Here is a 16,476-nt window from a genome sequence, read left to right on the forward strand (position 1 = left end):
GCGCCTTCCGCTTGGCCACTGCATCTGCCGGGTCGGGCGCCGGGAAAAGGGGATATCGGATGGTCAGGCGCAAGCTGTTGCTGCTGCTACTGATGGCATGGCTGGTGCTGCCGGGCGTGTCAGCGGCCGACGCTGCGGCGGACGGAGCGCCTTTGGTCGAAGCCCCGGTAGCCGGAGCTGTCTATCCCGCCAATCCGCTGGTCACCGAGCGGGCGCTCTTCGCCTCCGATGACGGCGTGGTGCGTCTCGACCGCGAGAGCGGCGAGCGGGTATGGCGGGCACTGGCCGGCGAGCAGACCTTCGCGCCGGTGATGGCGGCGGGCAACCTGCTGGTCGGCACCGGCTCGGGCCTGGTGGCGCTGGACCCTCGCAGCGGCGAGGTGCGCTGGCGCCGCTTTCCTGAGGCGAGCCTCTATTCGCCCAGCGTGGCGGGCGACCTGGCCTTCGTGGCCGGTCGGGACGGTACCCTGCGGGCCGTCGAGGCGGCATCGGGGGAGGTGCGCTGGATGCGCCGCTTCGAGGGTTGGGTCTATCCGCCGGCACTCGCCGCCGGGGTGCTGGTGACCGGCGGCCAGGGCGCGAGGCTCACCGCACTGGAACCGGCCACGGGGCGCCTGCTCTGGCAGCGCCCGGTCGGGCAGGAACTGGTCTACCGGCCGGTGGCGGGCCGGGAACTGGTGTTCGTCACCACCTTCGCCGGCGAGGTGCTGGCGTTCGAGCCGTCGAGCGGCGACCTCCGCTGGCGCTATCGTGACCGGGTCGCCAGCGGCAGTCCCACGGTCGATGACCGACGCCTCTACCTGGCGCGCCTGGATGGCGTGCTGCGGGTGCTCGACCAGGCCAGCGGGACGCCGTTGGCGCGACACGACCTGGGGGCGGGCGTGTCGATGCCCCTGCGCGTCGCGGCCGGACGGGTCGTGGTAGCCGACGCGGCCTCGCGGGTCACGGTCCTCCGCGCGGATGACCTGTCCCGCGTCTGGCAGTCGACCCTGGACGATGCCCTGCGGGCCGCTCCTCGCCTGGAGCGCGATCGACTGATGCTGGTGACGGGAGCGGACTATCGCGTCCGGTGCCTGAGCCTGGTGTCGGCCTCGTCCCATGACGACGCCAGGCCGGATGGGCCGTAAGGTCGGCCGGATATCGACGACCAAGCCCTGCGGGCTATCGAATCATCCTGACGACAGAGGCGTGGAGGTCAACCATGAACACCATCAGACTACTGGGCACCATCGGGGTCGGACTGCTGATCGGCGGCCAGGCTGCACTGGCCCAGGAGGCGCCCTTCGGGGGCGACGAGGATGTCGCCTATGCCGAGGCGCTATGGAGCGCCCTGCAGGAGGCGAACCTGGTCGGCGAGGGGCGCACCATGTCCGCGCCCTATACCGGCCAGCATCCGCATGGCGCCATCCTCGATACCCTCGACGGCGAGGTGACGGTGGACGGGACCACCGGGCCGGTGATCGTCAAGCGCAACTACGGCGGCGAGGGCGCCTCGAAGGAGACGGTCTGGAACGCTCCCGACGATTACCTGGGCGCGGTGACGGTGATGTTCAAGCGGGAAGGCTACGACCCCGACAACCACGACTGGTTCTGGGTGAAGTACCTGCCGAGCGGCGAACTGGACAGTAATCCCGCCGGGGTGCCGCTGGCCGGGCGCGTCGCCAAGGGCATGGACCAGGGCTGCATCGCCTGCCATACCGGGGCCCCGGGCGGCGACATGGTGTTTGGCCACGACCGCATCCAGTAGCGGGTAAGCCGATCGAGGAGCGGCGCCTGGCCCGGGGCTAGCGCCGCTGCTTCTCGAGGCCGGCGAGGGCCTGCTTGAGTGCCGTCGCGACGGCCTTCTGCCGCGCGCCCGTCGCCTTGTCGCGAGCGCCGAGGGCCTTGGTGGCGAGGCCGGCGCTCTCCTTCAGTGCCGGGTGCTCGCCGAGCACGCGCTTGAAGGCGGCGCTCTTCGCCAGCTTGAGCGCGGCCTGGGTGGCCTGCCGGTCGCTCTCGAAGCGCGCCGCGAGCCGCTGGCCGAGCGCCTCCAGGGCCTCCGTCACGCCATCGCCGATCTCGTCGGCGGGATTCGCCAAGTCGCCTCGGGCGCGAAGGCGCGGGCCATCGAGGTCCGGCACCTCGAGCACGGCGCCCTCGGGCAGGGTCTTGGGGTCGCGCAGCCGGGGATTGGCCTTGAGGAGCGCGGCCTCGGCCTTCTCTCGCTGTCGAGGCGTGAGGCGGGTGTAGAGCCGTGTGGCGAGATCGGCGACGCTCTTCTCGCCGCGGTAGGTCGCGATGGCCATGACGTGCCTCCCTCAGATGCCGAAGATGTTGGTGAGCTGGATGTTCGCGGGGACCGGACTGCCATCGGGCACGTCGATCGGGCCCGTGCTGATGTTGCCGATGACGATGGCCTGCTGGTTCATCGGGAACAGCGCCAGCGTCTGCAGGTCACCCGGGGCGATCAGGCGATTGTTGCTGACGTTCAGCGCGCGTGCGCTCAACTGGCCGAGCAGCGGCTCCTTGCCGCCTTCCTCGATGATCGCTTCGCAGTGATTCTCGGTGAACAGGCAGGACTCGACGGCGGCGCAGCGGACGAGCGGCGTGCCCGACTGGTGGCCGCGCAGCCGATTGCCGCGGATCGACGCCTGCCCGGCGGCCACCGGCAGGGCGATGACCAGGCTGTCGGTCACCAGGTAGGCGGTGGTGCCCGCGGCGGCCTCGTTGGCCCGGCCCGCCATGACGATAGCCGCGGCGGCGTGATAGCGCGGGTCGCGGCCGCGCGTCGGGGCGAGATCCAGGGCGCTCCATTCGGCGATGCTCGGCGAGGGATCGCCGTCAGCGAGGCGGTCGATGCTGTTGTCGTCGAAGGCGACCCGGTCGAAGGGCGGCGGCAGGCGTGCGGCGGTGATCGGGCCGGCGCTGCGGTCGGGGCCGATGCCATGGAAGCGATTGCCGGCGATGCGCAGCTGGCCCACGCCCAGCACGCGCAGCGCATCGATGGCCGGGCTGGCGACCGCCTGGCGGGCCACCTGGGCGACGGTGTTGTCGAGCAGCTCGCCGCGCTCGACGCGCACCAGCTGTAGGGCGGCGAAGGCAAGGTCGTCGCCGGTCACCGCTAGGCCGAGCCGCTGGCAGCGGTTGCCGCTCAGGCGCAGCTGGCCGGCCGCGGCGTTCTCGCGCATCGCCAGCGCCCCCAGGCCCATGCCGTCGATGCGGTTGTCGGCGATGATCGCGTCGTCCAGTCGGTGGCTGACGGCGATGGCGTTGCCGCCCAGCTCGCGCAGCCGGTTGTGGCACACGCGGACCCCGTCGAGGGCCACGGGGTCGAGCCCCTCCTCGAGCACGATGCCGTCGCCGCTGCCCTCCAGGCCGGTGATCTCGTTGCCCACGATGCTGAGCGCATCCACGCCGCCGCGGATGCCGTCGCCGCGGGTGTAGATCACGTTGTCGGCGATCACCAGCGGCGAGCCGGGCAGGGTGGCGCCGGTGGCGACGATGGCCGCCCCCCGGCCGGCCAGCAGGACATTGCCCTCGAGGCGCGTGCTGGCGTAGTGCAGGCTGGTGCCGTCGAGGCTCACCCCGCGCCGGCTGGCGAGGATCAGGTTGCCGGCGATCCGCAGCTCTCCGGTCAGGACGTGGTCGAGATCGCCGCCGGCGACCCTGGCGATGCCGCGCTCGGCCACCAGCGCGCAGTCGTCGATGCGCAGGCCGAGCAGGTTGCCGCTCAGGCCGATTGCCACGCTGGTGGCATCGCTCACCGAAAGGCCGAGCACGTTGATATGGTGGGCGCGGAAGTCGAGCGTTCCGCGCACGGCGATCAGGGGGGTGACGCCCTCGTTGGCCGAGCCGATGACGGTGAGGTTCTCCAGAACCACCCCGGTGCCGTCGGCGATGTCGAGGACGCTCCCCGGGCGCTGGCCGACCAGCTGGGTCGCCCAGCCTTGGCCGCGGATGCGCAGCGAGCGGGCGTCGTGCACGTCGAGCGGCGTCTCGATCGCGTAGCGGCCGATGCCCAGGCAGAGGGTGCCCCCGCTGTCCTTCACCGCGTCGATGGCCTGCTGGAGCGTGGCCGTGCCGGCGTTGTGGCCCTCGGTGGAGACGCATACCGTGCACTCGCAGCCCTCGTCCGCGGGCAGCGGTGGCCACAGCGCGCGGCAGTCGGTCTCGTCGTCCGGGAAGGTGACGAGGGCGAGGCGTGCATGGTGGTGATGGATGCCGCGGGGCGGGGCCTGGTCGAGCGTCTCGATGCTGGCCTCGTCGCTGCGCGCGGTGAACACCCAATGATCGCCGGTCCGGAACTCGCCGCCCGTCGGGGCGAGGTCGAACTCGACCAGGATGCCGTGTTCGAGCAACAGCCGGGTGCCGGTAGGCGGAATGGTGATCTCGCCGCTGCTGCCGGGCGCGTCGAGATCGTGCCCCGGGTAGGGGCTGCCGTCCTCGTGGCGCACCTGGCCGGACTGGTCCCAGCGGCGCACGCGGGTGTGGCGCGCGGGATCGGTCGCCTGCTGCTCGGCGGTCGGGAACAGCCCTTCAGTGAGGGCCGCCTCGAACTCCAGGGTGCGGGCCACCGGGTCGACGCCGTCGGGCGTGCGGATGCGGCGCAGCTCACCGGGCAGGCCGTGCAGCTCGCGCCAGTCGTCGGTCACCTCTACCCAGTCCCCCTCGTGAAAGCTCAGCCGCTCGTCGCGGCCGAGGCTCTCCACCGTGATGCGGGTGCGCGCCGGATTGATATGGGTCACCCGGGAGGCGACGGTGGCGTTGTCGCGCGACCACGTGAAGGTGGCCGTGCCGGGCGCGCCCGCCTGGTGTACCTCCACCCGGTAGAGCTGGTTCTCCAGGCCGCGATAGCCCGCCGCGGGTGGCACCCGGCAGGGGTCGGGGTCCGGGCTGGTCGCGGCGGTGGCCGTGGTCAGCCGCGCGCCGGAGGGCGCGGTGGCGGCCGGCCAGCCGGGGATGTCGGCGGCGTCGCTGGCGCAGTCGATATCGCCCACGTCGGGCAGCACCTTCACCTGCCAGACGGTCTGCAGGCGCCCCGTGGTGTCGACGCCCACGGCCGGCTCGATCAGGTCGGGCGCGTTCACGGCGGTGATGTCGCGCTGCCACACGTCGAGGTAGACCAGGTGCGGGCCGGGGCCCTCGGGCAGGGCCGGCGGGCCGGGGTAGTAGGGCTGGTCGGCGTAGTCGAGCGGCACGCTGCCGACAGGCTCGGCGAGGCGCGGCCCCCAGGCGTCGGGTGCACCGCCGTGGTTTTCCGCCAGCAGCCCGTCGACGTAGATCCGCCCCGCGCCGATGGTCAGCGCCCCGCCGGCCGCCTCGATGCGAAAGCCGTCGGGCGTGATGCGCGGCACCGCGTTGCCGCCCAGGGTATCCAGGGTGCCGGCCTGGAGGCGCCGCGCGAGCTGGGCGATCCACTCGTTCCAGTCGGCGTCCAGCTGCACCCGGCCCTGCTGCATGATCACGCCGAGAAAGTCCCGTCGGGCGTCGAAGCGGACGCGGCTCAGGTCGAAACTCATGGTGGATTCCCTCCCTCAGGATTCGTGAAAGATGCCGGCCCGCAGGCTGACCCGTAGATACTCGGCGAGTCGGATGCGCAGGTTGGTCTCGCGCAGGGCGCCGGCGAGATGGTGGTAGACGCCCATCTCGCTCTCGTCGTCGGCGCCGCGCCGGATCTCCGGCGGGGTGGCCGCGGCGAGCTGGCCGTAGGCCGGGGTGCCGTAATGCCGCGAGTCGAAGCGGGGGGCGATGTGGGGGGTACCGGCGGCTGGGTGGGGCTGGCAGCGATGGCGCCGGGGCACGATGGACGCCAAGGGCAGCCAGGAGTAGCGCACGCAGCCGACCTGCTTGCGGGCCGTGCGCACCGGGGCCGCCCAGGCGTCGCCGCTGGCCAGCGCCGCCAGCAGGATGGCGTTGGAAACGAGCGCGATCTCGCTGGCATGGAGCTTGCCGACGACCGTGCAGCCGGCCAGGGACAGCACCGCGCCGGGCCCGGCGTCGTCGAGTGCGGCGAAGGCGACGCCCTCGGGGTCGAGGGCGTCGATCAGGCAGTCCGTGGCGTGGAAGGCGGCGCGCTCGTGGCTGCGCACGCCGCCGACGATGCAGCGCTTGAGCCGGGTCTCGAGCCCCGCGAGTTCGAGCACGAGGCTGGGCGTGGCCGGGTCGCTGGGCGCGCCCTCGGCGGTCAGGCCGATGCCGGGCACCAGGGTACAGTGGTGCAGGTCGAGGCGCGCCAGGGCGTTGCCGTCGGCGTCGGGCACGCCGAGCGGCGCGCCGGTGACGAGCAGGCCGTTGAGGATGCAGGCGCTGTCAGCGCCGCCGCGCACGCTGAGCCCGCCGAGCTCGAGGGTCGGCCGACGGTGGTCGGTGGCGCGGATCTCGATGCTGCCACCCGCCGCCACCTCGATGGCCAGGGTCTCGCTGTAGCGGTCGCTGTCGGTGATCTCGATCACGCCGTCGCCACCCAGTGCGGCGAGGGCGGCGGCCAGCGTCGGCTGGTCGTCGGGCACGCGCTGCACGTTGGTGGTGTCCGCCGGCGCGGGCAGCGTGGCCAGGCGCGAGTATTCGCCGCCGCCGAGGTCGGCGGGGAAGCCCTCGTGCCAGTCGAGCCGTACGTCCGCCGGGTCGGCGGCGTCCGCCGGCAGCGCGATGCGCCCGAGCACCGGGTCGAGGGCGTAGGTGCCGTCGGGTGGCGGGGTATGGGCCCAGCTCGCGCCCTCGTCGGAGAGGTTGCAGACGCGGATGCGCTCGCGTGCGATGTGCTCTCCGTCGACCCGCAGCGAGAGGGCCGGGGCCGGCAAGGCGTCGGGGGCGCCGTAGTGGCGCGCCAGGTGTTGCTGCAGGCGGCGGCGCGAGAGTGGCCAGGGCACGTTGTCCGGTTCGGCCAGGTGGGTGATGTCGTCCTCCGCCTGGGGGCGGTTGTAGAGCGGCAGGTCGTGCCCCAGGGGGCTCGCCCGGTAGCGGCGCGGGCCGGCGCGCGTGGCGGGCGAGTCGCGATGCGGATAGGCGCGGATCCGCCACAGGTGCAGACCGACGTTGGGCAGGTTGTGGCGTCCGCGGCCGGACTCGATGCGTCGCACGTCCAGGGTGCGGTTGGCGGTCTCGAAGGCGCTGCCGATCCACTCGAGCGCCTCGCCGGCGCGCAGGTCGGGCGACTGGCGGTTGTGGCGCCGCGGGTGGTTCATGTATTGGGTGGTGCACAGCCGCTGGAAATACTCGACCGCCCGGGCGTCCCAGCCGGTGACGTCGCGGGCAAGCTGCTCGAGCACCAGGGCCGTGCCCTTGCGCCGGCGCAAGGCGATGGTATGGGCCACCTCGGCCCGCGGACCGGCGCTGTCGCCCACCTCGTGCAGGTCGCGATAGCCGATCAGGTCGCCGATATAGGGCACCACCCAGTCGGCGCAGGTCTCGATGAACAGGTCGTCGTGCAGCTGCTCGAGGCCTTCCTCGGTCACCCGCAGCTGCTCGGCGAGCACCGTCACCAGTTCCTCGAGCGGGCCGCGCTCGAGGCCCATCGCCCGGGCCAGCTCGGCATCGCGCAGGCGGTGGACGGCCGGCAGCAGTTCGAACAGGACTTGCGCCTCGAGACTCATGGCAGCACCTCCAGCTCGAGCGGAGCAGCGTCCAGGGTGAGCAGCTCGGCGGCCTGGGGCAGCGTGGTCAGCGAGTCCACCGGCAGCGCCGCGAACAGGCGCGGCTCGACCGCCGGCGGCATGCCCAGGCGATGCAGCCGCGTCACGTGCACCGCCTCCACGCCGCGTACCGCCTGGGCCACCGCCGCCACCTCGTCCACCGACACGGCCTGCCCGAAGGCGCGTTGCGCGAAGCCGAAACGGCCACGCAGGGCGGCCTCGACCCCGACCATCACCGGGTCCGGCGCGAAGGCGGCGCGCACCTTGACCGCCAGGCGGCAGCGGAAGCGCGCGTCGACATAGTTCACCAGTCGCAGCGGCACCAGGGGATCGCCGTAGCCGACCAGCGCCTGCCGCAGGCTGGCCAGGGTATCGCCGGTGGCGGGCAGCTCGGCGCCGTCGACGCCGGCGAGGGTGAGGAACACGCCCTGCGCCGGCCCGGCGGGAAGCCACAGGGCGTGCGCCTTGTCGATGCCGGCGAAGGCGCGGGCGAAGTTGGCATAGTCGTCGATCGACACCGCGCGCTCCAGGGTGAGCACGGTGAGCGGCGCGTTGTCGCGGGCCCGGGCGAGCGTCTCGGCATCCTCGCCGCCGGTGGCCGGCACGGGGTTGGTCGCCTCGCTCACGCCCAGCGGCCGGCTCAGCAGGGTGGTGATGCGGTTCGCCGCCAGGTTGCCGGCCACGCCCAGGCCCTTGCGGTAACGCGCCCGCAGGTTGCTCTCGCCGCTGGGCAGCCGCGCGCCCTCGCGGCCGTCGCCGAACTGCACGGTGGTGACGCCGGCGTCGTCCCGGCGGGTCTCGAAGACGCGACGCTCGGGGGCCTGCCCGTGCAGGCTGGGGACTTCCTGCCACTGCACGTCGTTGACGCGCACCTCCAGGGTCGAGGCGCGCCCGCTCGGGGTGTCGGCGCCGACGAAGGTGAGCGGCGCCTGGTCGAGGGCCAGGCGCTGGTTGGCGGTGCCGGCATCGCCGCTGCCGAGGATCGTCTCGATGCTTTCGCCGTGGGTGGCGGGAGCGACATTGGCGTTGGCTCGTAGGCTGGCGCGTTCGTAGACGTGGGTCAGGCTCGCCTGCAGGCGCAGCATCGTGTGGTCGCGCTCCAGGGTGATGGCGTCATCGGTGGTGGCGATGAAGGCGATCTCGCTGACCCGGGCGTCGTCATCGCGGCCGGCGAGCAGGCGCACCTGGGTGGCGTAGGCGACGAGGGTGCCGCGCCGGCCGTCGCGATCCATGAGCGCGAGCCGAAGGCGAATGCCGGGCGTGCCGATCAGCGCGGCGAAGGCGTCGGCCGCGAGGGCCTGGCCCCCGGACGCGCCGAGCAGGCGGACCGCGGGGGCCAGCAGCAGCAGCTCGTCGCCGCCCTCGAGGGCCACGCTGTCGCCGTCGTCGAGGGCGAGGCTCAGGCCGGTGGCCTCGGGCGCGAGGCCGAGGCGCTGGCGTCGGCCGCTGAGCGCGAGCGGCTGGCCCGGTCGCAGGCCGTCCTCGCGCCGGCCGAGGACGAGGGCATCGCCGTGGACGGGATGCCGCAGTGGCGTAGCCGCGGGCACGAGCCGTTCGCTCTGGGCCAGGACGAGGGTGCGGCGCAGCGGGTAGCGCGCGGCGGTGAGGTTCTCGTCGGTATCGGGATGGATGCGGGTGATCTTGCCCGAGATCCCGAAGGCGTTGCGGGTGCGGTGGATCACCTTCTCGGCGCGATACAACTCGGTGTAGCCGGGCAGGTCCGCGCTGCCCCTTCCCGGCTCGTTCGATACCAGCGCGATCCAGCCGCCGGCGACGATCTTCGCGTTGTCGGTGTCGAGGTCGATGGTCGGCGGGTCGATCGTGAAGTCCTTCCACTCCCAGCGGCTGCCGGTCGCCAGCAGGCCGATCATGCCGATGAAGGACCCCGTGCTGCCGCCCTTGTCGATCAGCTGGCCGACGTTCGAATCGGTGTTGTTGGCGCTCATCAGGTTCGCGTCGGGGGCGTTGTGTCCGAACAGCGCCGTGCGCTGGCGAAACACCTGCACCTGGGCGGCGGTGGCGGCCGGATCCATGGGCGGGAAGACGCTGCCCAGCGGTCGCTTCCAGTGCACCCGGGTGCGCTGGTTGTCGGTGTCGGGTTCCACCGCGTCGAGCACGCGTACGTCCCATTGCTCGTTGCCGGGGGTGGTCAGGCGCTCCTGGCCGACGACGAGCAGGGCGTCGCCGGGTTGCAGCTGGGTGGCGAGGCCGTCGAGCCACAGCTCGGTATCGCCCTTGGCGGGGCGCCAGGGCGTGCTCGCCTTGACCGGGATGGCATTCCACTCGGCCCGGGCCGGCGCCGGCTCGATGGTCTCGAAACTCTGCGCCTGCTCGTCCTGGCCGGGCACACTCTGCACGCGGGTGCCGACCGGAAGGGTGATCGGCTCGACCGGGGCGCCGGGCACGCCCTTCAGGGTGAAGGCCAGATAGGTGCTCGCGGCCACCCCTGGGGCGAGTTCATAGCCGATCAGCCGTGCCATTTCGCGCACCGAGAGGCGCTCGGTGGCGGTACGCAGGTAGTGCTCGTTGGCGACGCGCTCGGTGTAGAAGGTGAGGACGTCGAGCGAGGCGGCCAGGGCGTCGCCGAGGGCCAGGGTGAAGTCGCTGGCTTCGCGGGTGGTCAGGGCGGCCAGGGCGGGGAGGTCGGCGCTCGAGAGGCGCGCGCGCATCGACTCGAGGAAGTCGCCGTGGCGGCCGACCCGGTAGGCGATGGCAGCGAGCCCGGGCGGGTTGTGGAGGCGGCGTGGCGTCGCGGCATCGATGCCGGCGCAGCAGCCGCAATTGGGGACGTTCGGCCGAGGGTCGCTCATCACTTGCCTCCGTGCAGGTCGAGGCGCAGGACGCCGTGCTCGGGGAAATTGCGATCGTTGTCGAGGCGGGCGATCTCCAGCCGGCCGAGCGTCATGAAGCCGTCGGCCAGCGCTCCGGGATCTTCCTGCCCCTGGCGATGGAAGCGTGTCACCTGCACCGAGGCGACGCCGGCCACCCCTCGCGCGGCCGCGTAGAGCGGGCTCAGATAGACGGTCTGGCCGAAGCTGAAATGGTCCGGGTGGAACAGGCCGCGGCGGCCGTCGGCGCGAGTCCGGCTGCCCAGCACATCGAGCAGGCCGCGACGCACGTCGCTGCGGAACGCCTCTGGGGCGACGCACACCAGCAGGTCGATCTCCAGCGAGACGTAGAGCGGTTCGTCGATATGCAGGTCGTGGCCGGCCATGCGATAGCGGTCGAGATGGGCGAGCGCGGTGGTGGCGAAGGACTCGTCCACCGGCGCGCCGCCCTCGCGATCCACGGTGACGAAGACGCTGTGCCAGCTGCCCGTCCAGCGCAGGCCGGCGGCGGCGCGCTGCACCCCGTCGAGCCGCTCGGTCACCTCGGCGTAGTCGGCCGGCGTCACCGCCCGCTGCTGGGTGCGGAAGGCGTGGGGGGCGTGGCGGCGGACTTCCTCGAGGCTTTCCGGGGCGACCCCGCCGCGGGCCGGCAGGGGATTGCGCACCGCCGCGATGCGCGTCTCGGCGGTGAGCACGTGGACGATGCTGTTCGCGCCCACGTTGCCCTGGGGGCCGTTGCCGATGCGATAGTCGGCGCTGAAGGCCATTCCGCCGGGGGGGCGGCGCCCATGGGTGTCATCGCCGAAGCGTAGCCGGGCGCCGCCGTCGTCCTCGACCTCGAGCACGAAATGGCGATGCTGGGCCTGGCTGTCGAGCAGGTCGCGTCGCGCGCTCCAGGACTCGCCGTCGGCGCTGGCCAGCGTCACCCGGGGCAGGGCGTCGGCCATGTGCCAGGTAAAGGCGGCGCGGGCCGAGGCCTCGGGGTCGAAGGCCAGGCGTTCGCTGCGGCGCTGGCCGCTCTCGACGCGCGTCTTGGCGATGGTGCCCTGGTGGGTGACCGGCCCCTCGGCCAGGCGCGGGCGAAAGCGCGGCGGCAGCGGTTCGGGGGCCTGGCGCGCGCAGGCGTCCCCCGCCGAGGGCGGGTAGTGCAGCCGTGCCTCGGGGACGCGGCCGAGGTCCTCGCCGGCCAGGCTCATGCCGTGATCGACGAGCACCACGTTGCCCAGGGCGATGCTCACCTCGGTGAGCATCAGACTGCCGTGGTCGTCGTCGGTCTGGCTCGACAGGCAGAACGGGAAGGGCAAGGCATCCTCGGGGTGCCAGCGGATCTCGGTGATCTCGGTGTCGTCGAGGGGGTCGCTGAGCGGGCTGGCGCCGTCGCGGGCACGCACCGCGGTGAGGCGCACCGCGTGGCGATGGGCGGGGTCGGCGTCCGCCGCCTCGCCGGTGCGCGGGCCGACCACCTCCTCGAACACCAGCACCTCGCCCGGGGCGAGGTCGGACCAGTGGCCGGCGAGCGTCGCGGCGGTGGCGCCCACCGGCAGGCAGCAGCGTTCGTCGCCCCAGGTGTAGAAGGCGAAGCGGTTGTGACCGGGGTGCAGGCGTGGGCGCGGTTGGCCCTCGAGCGTCAGCGGCTCGAACACCAGCGGCGCCGCCTCGTGCAGGGTGCGCGCCTCGGGCGAGCCGGGGGTGACGCGCGCCGGCACGCCCGACACGCGGGTGACGCCTTGCACGTCGTCGGGCAGGTCGATGGACGGGCCGTCCGTGACCTCGACATGCAGCCAGGCGCGCGCATTGCAGCCCTCGTGCAGGTGGTAGTCGACCAGCAGCGCATGGCGGCGCAGGCTGGTGCGGCGGCGGGCGGTATGCAGGTAGGCTTCGCTGCCGATCGCATCGAGGTGATAGTGCTGCAGGTCGCCGACATAGGCGATCAGCTCGCCCAGGGTGGTGGCCAGGTCCGCCGGGCTGCGGTCGCGCCAGCCGGGCATCTGGCGGCTCAGGCGGTCGATCACCAGGCGGCGCAGGCTGGCGTAGTCGCGGGCCAGGTAGTCGAGGTCCGGCGCGGGGCGCGGCGTGGGCGGGCAGTCGCGGGGCACGGCGCAGTCGAAGTCGCTCGGGCATTCGACCTTGAAGCCGAAGTCGACGGCCGACAGGCGAGGGTCGAAATTCGGCAGCGGGGCGTGGCTGCCCGCCGCCTGTTCGAGGATCAGCCGGTAGCGCGAAAAATCGCCCGCCGTGTCGGTGCGCACCAGCAGGACATGGTCCGCCGCCGGCAGCGCGGTGAAATGGTCACGCTCGGCCGGCGTCGTCTGCGGTGACGGCGGCGGCGCACTGGCAACGCCCACCCAGGCGACGCCGATGTCGCGGATGCGCTCGCCGCCCTCGAGGCGCACACTATGGGGGGCGATGCCGCCGGGCACGGGCTTGAGCAGGCGCACCAGCAGCGTTTGCTGGGGCGGGCTGTCGGGCGGGGCGTCCTCGTCGAGCACCTCGAGGAAGTCGATGCCGTTGAGCGTCGGGTGGGCGTCGACCGCGGCGCGGCGGTTTTCGTCGCAGCAGGTGTAGATCATGCGCCACCTCCCTGGGAGAAGGTCTCCGTCAGCTGGGCATCGCTGCGGCGGATGCGGTAGACGATCGTCACCGACAGGCGCGACTCGACCGCCGAGACCTCCACGGCCTCGACCGCGATCAGCTCGCCCAGCCACTGCTGCAGCGCGCCCTGGACGAGGAACTGCGTGGTGGCCGCCAGCTCCGGCGAGTTGGGCGCGAAGACCAGCTCGCGCAGCCCGCTGCCGAAATCCGGGCGCATCACCCGTTCGCCTGGCGCGGTAAACAGTACCTGCTCGATGAGGCCGCGGAGCCACTGGGCCTCCTCGTCGTCGCGGGTGTGGCCACGGCCGTCGAAGCGATAGGGGAAATGCAGGCGTTGGGTCATGGGTCAGCTCCCGATCACGCGTGTCTGCGCCGACACCGGCAGCAGCGGCGTGCCGTTGGGAACGCACAGGGCCTGGCTGTCCATCAGCACCAGCGGCTGGCCGCCCGAGGTGACCCGCGTGGCCGCCACCACCCACTGGGCGGTGACGCAGGGCACCGGCGAGCCCGAGACGTTGAACGGGCAGCCGGCGATCGCGTAGGGCCCGCTGATCAGCACCGTGGGCTGCCCGCTGACCAGCACGCGGGGGTTGGGCACCGTGGGGGTGGCGGTGCCGCCGTGGGCGCACAGCACCGAGGCGCCGACATGGAGGAGGGGACCGGGCATGGAGGTGTCCTCGCTAGATCACGGTCAGGGCGCCGTTGTTGATCGTCACCGTCGGGCCGACGAGCGTGATCATGGCGCCCTTGCCGTTCTGGATGTAGATGCCGGTGTCGTTGACGATCAGGCTGGCGCCGGTGGCGCTCTTGAGCATGATGCCGCCCGAGGGGCCGGGCAGGTCGGAGATCGTCATGCCGTTCTGCAGCGGCGTCTGCAGGGTGATGGCCGGCATGCCCGGCGGCGTGGCCAGCGCCAGGGCGGGCACCTCGGCCGCGCTGCCCCAGAAGCAGCCGACCCAGATCGGGTGATCCGGGTTGCCCTGCTCGAACTCCACCCAGACCCCCGAGCCGACCACCGGCAACGCCATCATGCCGTTCTGCAGGCCGGCCAGCGGCACGCAGGGCATGGCCCAGCTGGCGGGAACCAGCCCGGCCACGTCGGGCACCTGGACCTGCAGGCGGCCCTGTTGCAGCGGATCGACGTTGTTGAGCACGACGCCGCGGTATTTGCCGTAGTAGCGTTCCGTCATCTTGCCCCCTTCATGCCGGTACCGTCGGCGTGATCGAGATCAGGCCGTTGCGGGTCAGCTCGAAGCGTTGCTTGAACTCGCCGCGCTTGATGGAGCTGGAGACGCGGCTCACGTAGTAGAGGCCGTCGTAGGCGACGCCGGCGCCGCGCACGCCGACGAGCTTGCGCGCCTTGAGCAGGCGACCGTAGCGCAGCACGTCGAGGCTGCCGCTGGCGGTGACGGCATCCTGGGATTTCTTGGCCTCGTTGAGCCCCCGGGAGATCGCCTGCATGGGGTTCATCTTGGCGGTGTCCTTGAGCATCCTGAGCTTGGCGATCGGTGCCGGCAGCGCGCCCAGCGGCGGCTGCAGCGGGTTGAGGTCGGGGATCGGAATCGGGATCGGCGCGCGAGTCAGCGGGTTCTGGATGAACACCACGGGCAGCACGCCCTTGGTGGGGTCGAAGCGGAAGTTCAGCGACTCCACGTTGGTGTGGGCGTCCATGTCGATGTTGAGCGCCGGCTGCGGCGGGCCGACCTTGATCTCGGGGCCGAAGTAGGCAACGTTGGTCAGCGGCACCTCGCCCGGCTCGATGTAGAACACGTGGCCGACCTCCTCTGCCAGCTGCTGGAGGTAGTCCAGGTCGGTGCCCTGCTGGGCCGGGATGCGCTCCACCGGGATCGGCACGTCCGGGAACAGCGCCGGGATGGTCAGCGGGACGATGCCGAAGGCGGCGTACTTGGCGCAGATCAGTGCGACCCGCGCCTCGATCGGCATGGCCGGATAGGGCAGGCCGGAGAAGTCCAGCATGTCCATCACCCGGGTGAGGTCCTCGCCGGTGACCGAGATGCTGCCCGGCTGGCCGTGCTGGCCGGCCTGGACCTCGACGTTGGTCACCACCCCGTCGAACAGCGGCTGGGGGCGGCCGCCCAGGGTGACGATCAGCACCACGCGCAGCGGCGGGGTTCCGAGTCCGGTGTTCTGGCCCACGGCGATCAGGAAGAGGGTGTTCAGCTCGGACTCGCTGTTGACCCGGAAGCGCAGCTGGAAGCCGCTGGTCGCCCCCGCCTCGCTGGTGACGGTGACCGACTCCAGCGCCTCGATCATCATCGCGGGCACGGGCACCGGGGCGACCGGCCCGATCATCAGGCTCAGGTGGAGGGCACTAGAGCTGGACATCGGTGCCTCCGGGCACGCCTTCCGGCAGGGTGATGCGCAGCCGGCGGCCGGGGGTGTCGGTCAGTTCCGCCGGGCGCAGGGCGCCGTTGCCGTCGCACAGCCGCCAGTACTGCTGCGGGTCGCCCAGGTGCTGGGCGGCGAGGGTGTCGAGGCGGTCGCCCATCTCGACGACATGCTCGCGCAGCGTGGCGAACCGCTCGGGCGGCGGAATGAAACGCCGCCTGACGTAGGTGACCGGGGTGCCGTCGGGGGCCGCCCACTGGGCGGTGTCGAGGCTGTGGTAGCGGCTGTCGGGCGCGAAGGCCGGCGAGGTGAGGGCGTTGGCCTGCAGGAAGGCCTTGAGCGGATCGGTCATGGTAGGCCTCCGATGTCGAGGGCGTCGAAGCCGACCGTGGCGGCCCGGCCGGCGAGTCGTTCGCGTGATTGCAGGTAGGCCATGAACAGGCCGCCGCCCTTGTGATCGAAGCCCAGGTCGTCGATGGTCAGCACGCGCAGCCCCAGGGTGACCTTGGCGCGGATGGGGTTGAGCGACGGGTCGAAGGCCTCCTCGGTGATCGAGAAGTCGTTGACCCGCACCGGCACGATGCGGTTGGCGCCCCAGACCAGCAGCGCCAGCGCGGCTTCCATGGGCGCGATCTCCAGGGTGCCCGCATCGGCCAGCGCCTTGCGCGCGAGCAGTTCACTGCTGCCCGGGTTGATCAGAGCCTCGAGCACCGCGAGCTGCGGGGCGATACCGGCCTCGACCGTGCCCCGGTGGCGGTCGGGAAACTCGAGCTGGTCCGCCGCGTCGATCTCCGCCTCGAGGCTGAGCGTTTCCACCGCCGGCCCGGTCAGGCGCAGCGCCTCGGAGCGCTCGGCGCCTTCGCCCGGGGTCTGCACCTGCAGCGTGCGGCTCAGCGAATCCGGGTTGTACTGCAGCGCGATCACTCGGCGCACCCGGGCCGACGCCGGGTCGACCAGCACGATGCCGCCCTTGACCAGGCGCGGGGAGTTGGAAAAGCCACTCATCTTCCGGCCTGCTGTCGCTGATCATCATCATTGCGGTCCATCATTCGGCGTCTCCTCAAGTGCCTGGCATTCCTGACGCTGGCCACGAGATA

At 72.2% G+C, this 16,476-nt stretch carries 13 protein-coding genes; 2 read left to right on the plus strand and 11 right to left on the minus strand.

The window, feature by feature from the left end; all coding sequences use genetic code 11:
• Positions 1–59: 59 nt before the first annotated feature.
• On the plus strand, positions 60–1,127 hold the full coding sequence (locus QWY76_RS09740; protein WP_290310981.1) for an outer membrane protein assembly factor BamB family protein: 1,068 nt from the start codon (positions 60–62) through the stop codon (positions 1,125–1,127).
• Between the two features lie 74 nt (positions 1,128–1,201).
• Positions 1,202–1,747, plus strand: coding sequence for a cytochrome P460 family protein (locus QWY76_RS09745; protein ID WP_290310982.1), 546 nt, complete (start codon positions 1,202–1,204; stop codon positions 1,745–1,747).
• Between the two features lie 37 nt (positions 1,748–1,784).
• Here the strand turns inward: QWY76_RS09745 and QWY76_RS09750 are convergent, their stop codons facing one another.
• From QWY76_RS09750 to QWY76_RS09800, 11 genes are read right to left on the minus strand one after another with little or no spacing between them, the layout of a single operon-like run.
• Entirely contained in the window at positions 1,785–2,285 is a 501-nt protein-coding gene (locus QWY76_RS09750; RefSeq protein ID WP_290310983.1) for a hypothetical protein, read from the minus strand.
• 12 nt (positions 2,286–2,297) lie between these two features.
• Positions 2,298–5,498 carry a DUF6519 domain-containing protein gene (locus QWY76_RS09755; protein ID WP_290310984.1) on the minus strand — a complete coding sequence of 1,067 codons (3,201 nt, stop codon included), beginning with the start codon at positions 5,496–5,498 and terminating at the stop codon, positions 2,298–2,300.
• 15 nt (positions 5,499–5,513) lie between these two features.
• Complete coding sequence (locus QWY76_RS09760; protein WP_290310985.1) at positions 5,514–7,571, minus strand: hypothetical protein; 2,058 nt, start codon at positions 7,569–7,571, stop codon at positions 5,514–5,516.
• On the minus strand, positions 7,568–10,420 hold the full coding sequence (locus QWY76_RS09765; protein WP_290310986.1) for a putative baseplate assembly protein: 2,853 nt from the start codon (positions 10,418–10,420) through the stop codon (positions 7,568–7,570). Before QWY76_RS09765 ends, QWY76_RS09760 begins: the two co-directional genes overlap by 4 nt.
• Positions 10,420–13,008, minus strand: a complete 2,589-nt coding sequence (locus tag QWY76_RS09770) for a putative baseplate assembly protein (RefSeq protein ID WP_290310987.1) — start codon at positions 13,006–13,008, stop codon at positions 10,420–10,422. The genes QWY76_RS09765 and QWY76_RS09770 overlap by 1 nt, the downstream gene beginning before the upstream one ends.
• The gene (locus QWY76_RS09775; RefSeq protein ID WP_290310989.1) at positions 13,005–13,373 is read right to left on the minus strand and encodes a GPW/gp25 family protein; all 369 of its coding nucleotides are present in this window, start codon (positions 13,371–13,373) and stop codon (positions 13,005–13,007) included. Before QWY76_RS09775 ends, QWY76_RS09770 begins: the two co-directional genes overlap by 4 nt.
• A gap of 3 nt (positions 13,374–13,376) precedes the next feature.
• Positions 13,377–13,697 (minus strand): hypothetical protein, encoded by a 321-nt coding sequence (locus QWY76_RS09780; protein WP_290310990.1) that lies wholly within the window; start codon positions 13,695–13,697, stop codon positions 13,377–13,379.
• Positions 13,698–13,710: 13 nt separating this feature from the next.
• Entirely contained in the window at positions 13,711–14,220 is a 510-nt protein-coding gene (locus QWY76_RS09785; RefSeq protein WP_290310992.1) for a phage baseplate assembly protein V, read from the minus strand.
• A 10-nt stretch (positions 14,221–14,230) separates the two neighbouring features.
• Positions 14,231–15,376 carry a hypothetical protein gene (locus QWY76_RS09790; protein ID WP_290310994.1) on the minus strand — a complete coding sequence of 382 codons (1,146 nt, stop codon included), beginning with the start codon at positions 15,374–15,376 and terminating at the stop codon, positions 14,231–14,233.
• A complete protein-coding gene (locus QWY76_RS09795) occupies positions 15,363–15,731 on the minus strand; it encodes a hypothetical protein (RefSeq protein ID WP_290310995.1) in 369 nt (122 codons plus the stop codon). Before QWY76_RS09795 ends, QWY76_RS09790 begins: the two co-directional genes overlap by 14 nt.
• Positions 15,728–16,384 (minus strand): hypothetical protein, encoded by a 657-nt coding sequence (locus QWY76_RS09800; RefSeq protein WP_290310996.1) that lies wholly within the window; start codon positions 16,382–16,384, stop codon positions 15,728–15,730. The genes QWY76_RS09795 and QWY76_RS09800 overlap by 4 nt, the downstream gene beginning before the upstream one ends.
• Positions 16,385–16,476: the final 92 nt, after the last annotated feature.

It is taken from the genome of Halomonas maura (genome assembly GCF_030409305.1).
Taxonomy (GTDB): Bacteria; Pseudomonadota; Gammaproteobacteria; order Pseudomonadales; family Halomonadaceae; genus Halomonas; species Halomonas maura.

Coding starts and splice junctions, on each gene's coding strand:
- QWY76_RS09800 (WP_290310996.1), bottom strand. CDS start 16,384: ATGAGTGGCTTTTCCAACTCCCCGCGCCTGGTCAAGGGCGGCATCGTG.
- QWY76_RS09765 (WP_290310986.1), bottom strand. CDS start 10,420: ATGAGCGACCCTCGGCCGAACGTCCCCAATTGCGGCTGCTGCGCCGGC.
- QWY76_RS09750 (WP_290310983.1), bottom strand. CDS start 2,285: ATGGCCATCGCGACCTACCGCGGCGAGAAGAGCGTCGCCGATCTCGCC.
- QWY76_RS09755 (WP_290310984.1), bottom strand. CDS start 5,498: ATGAGTTTCGACCTGAGCCGCGTCCGCTTCGACGCCCGACGGGACTTT.
- QWY76_RS09740 (WP_290310981.1), top strand. CDS start 60: ATGGTCAGGCGCAAGCTGTTGCTGCTGCTACTGATGGCATGGCTGGTG.
- QWY76_RS09745 (WP_290310982.1), top strand. CDS start 1,202: ATGAACACCATCAGACTACTGGGCACCATCGGGGTCGGACTGCTGATC.
- QWY76_RS09780 (WP_290310990.1), bottom strand. CDS start 13,697: ATGCCCGGTCCCCTCCTCCATGTCGGCGCCTCGGTGCTGTGCGCCCAC.
- QWY76_RS09770 (WP_290310987.1), bottom strand. CDS start 13,008: ATGATCTACACCTGCTGCGACGAAAACCGCCGCGCCGCGGTCGACGCC.
- QWY76_RS09775 (WP_290310989.1), bottom strand. CDS start 13,373: ATGACCCAACGCCTGCATTTCCCCTATCGCTTCGACGGCCGTGGCCAC.
- QWY76_RS09785 (WP_290310992.1), bottom strand. CDS start 14,220: ATGACGGAACGCTACTACGGCAAATACCGCGGCGTCGTGCTCAACAAC.
- QWY76_RS09760 (WP_290310985.1), bottom strand. CDS start 7,571: ATGAGTCTCGAGGCGCAAGTCCTGTTCGAACTGCTGCCGGCCGTCCAC.
- QWY76_RS09790 (WP_290310994.1), bottom strand. CDS start 15,376: ATGTCCAGCTCTAGTGCCCTCCACCTGAGCCTGATGATCGGGCCGGTC.
- QWY76_RS09795 (WP_290310995.1), bottom strand. CDS start 15,731: ATGACCGATCCGCTCAAGGCCTTCCTGCAGGCCAACGCCCTCACCTCG.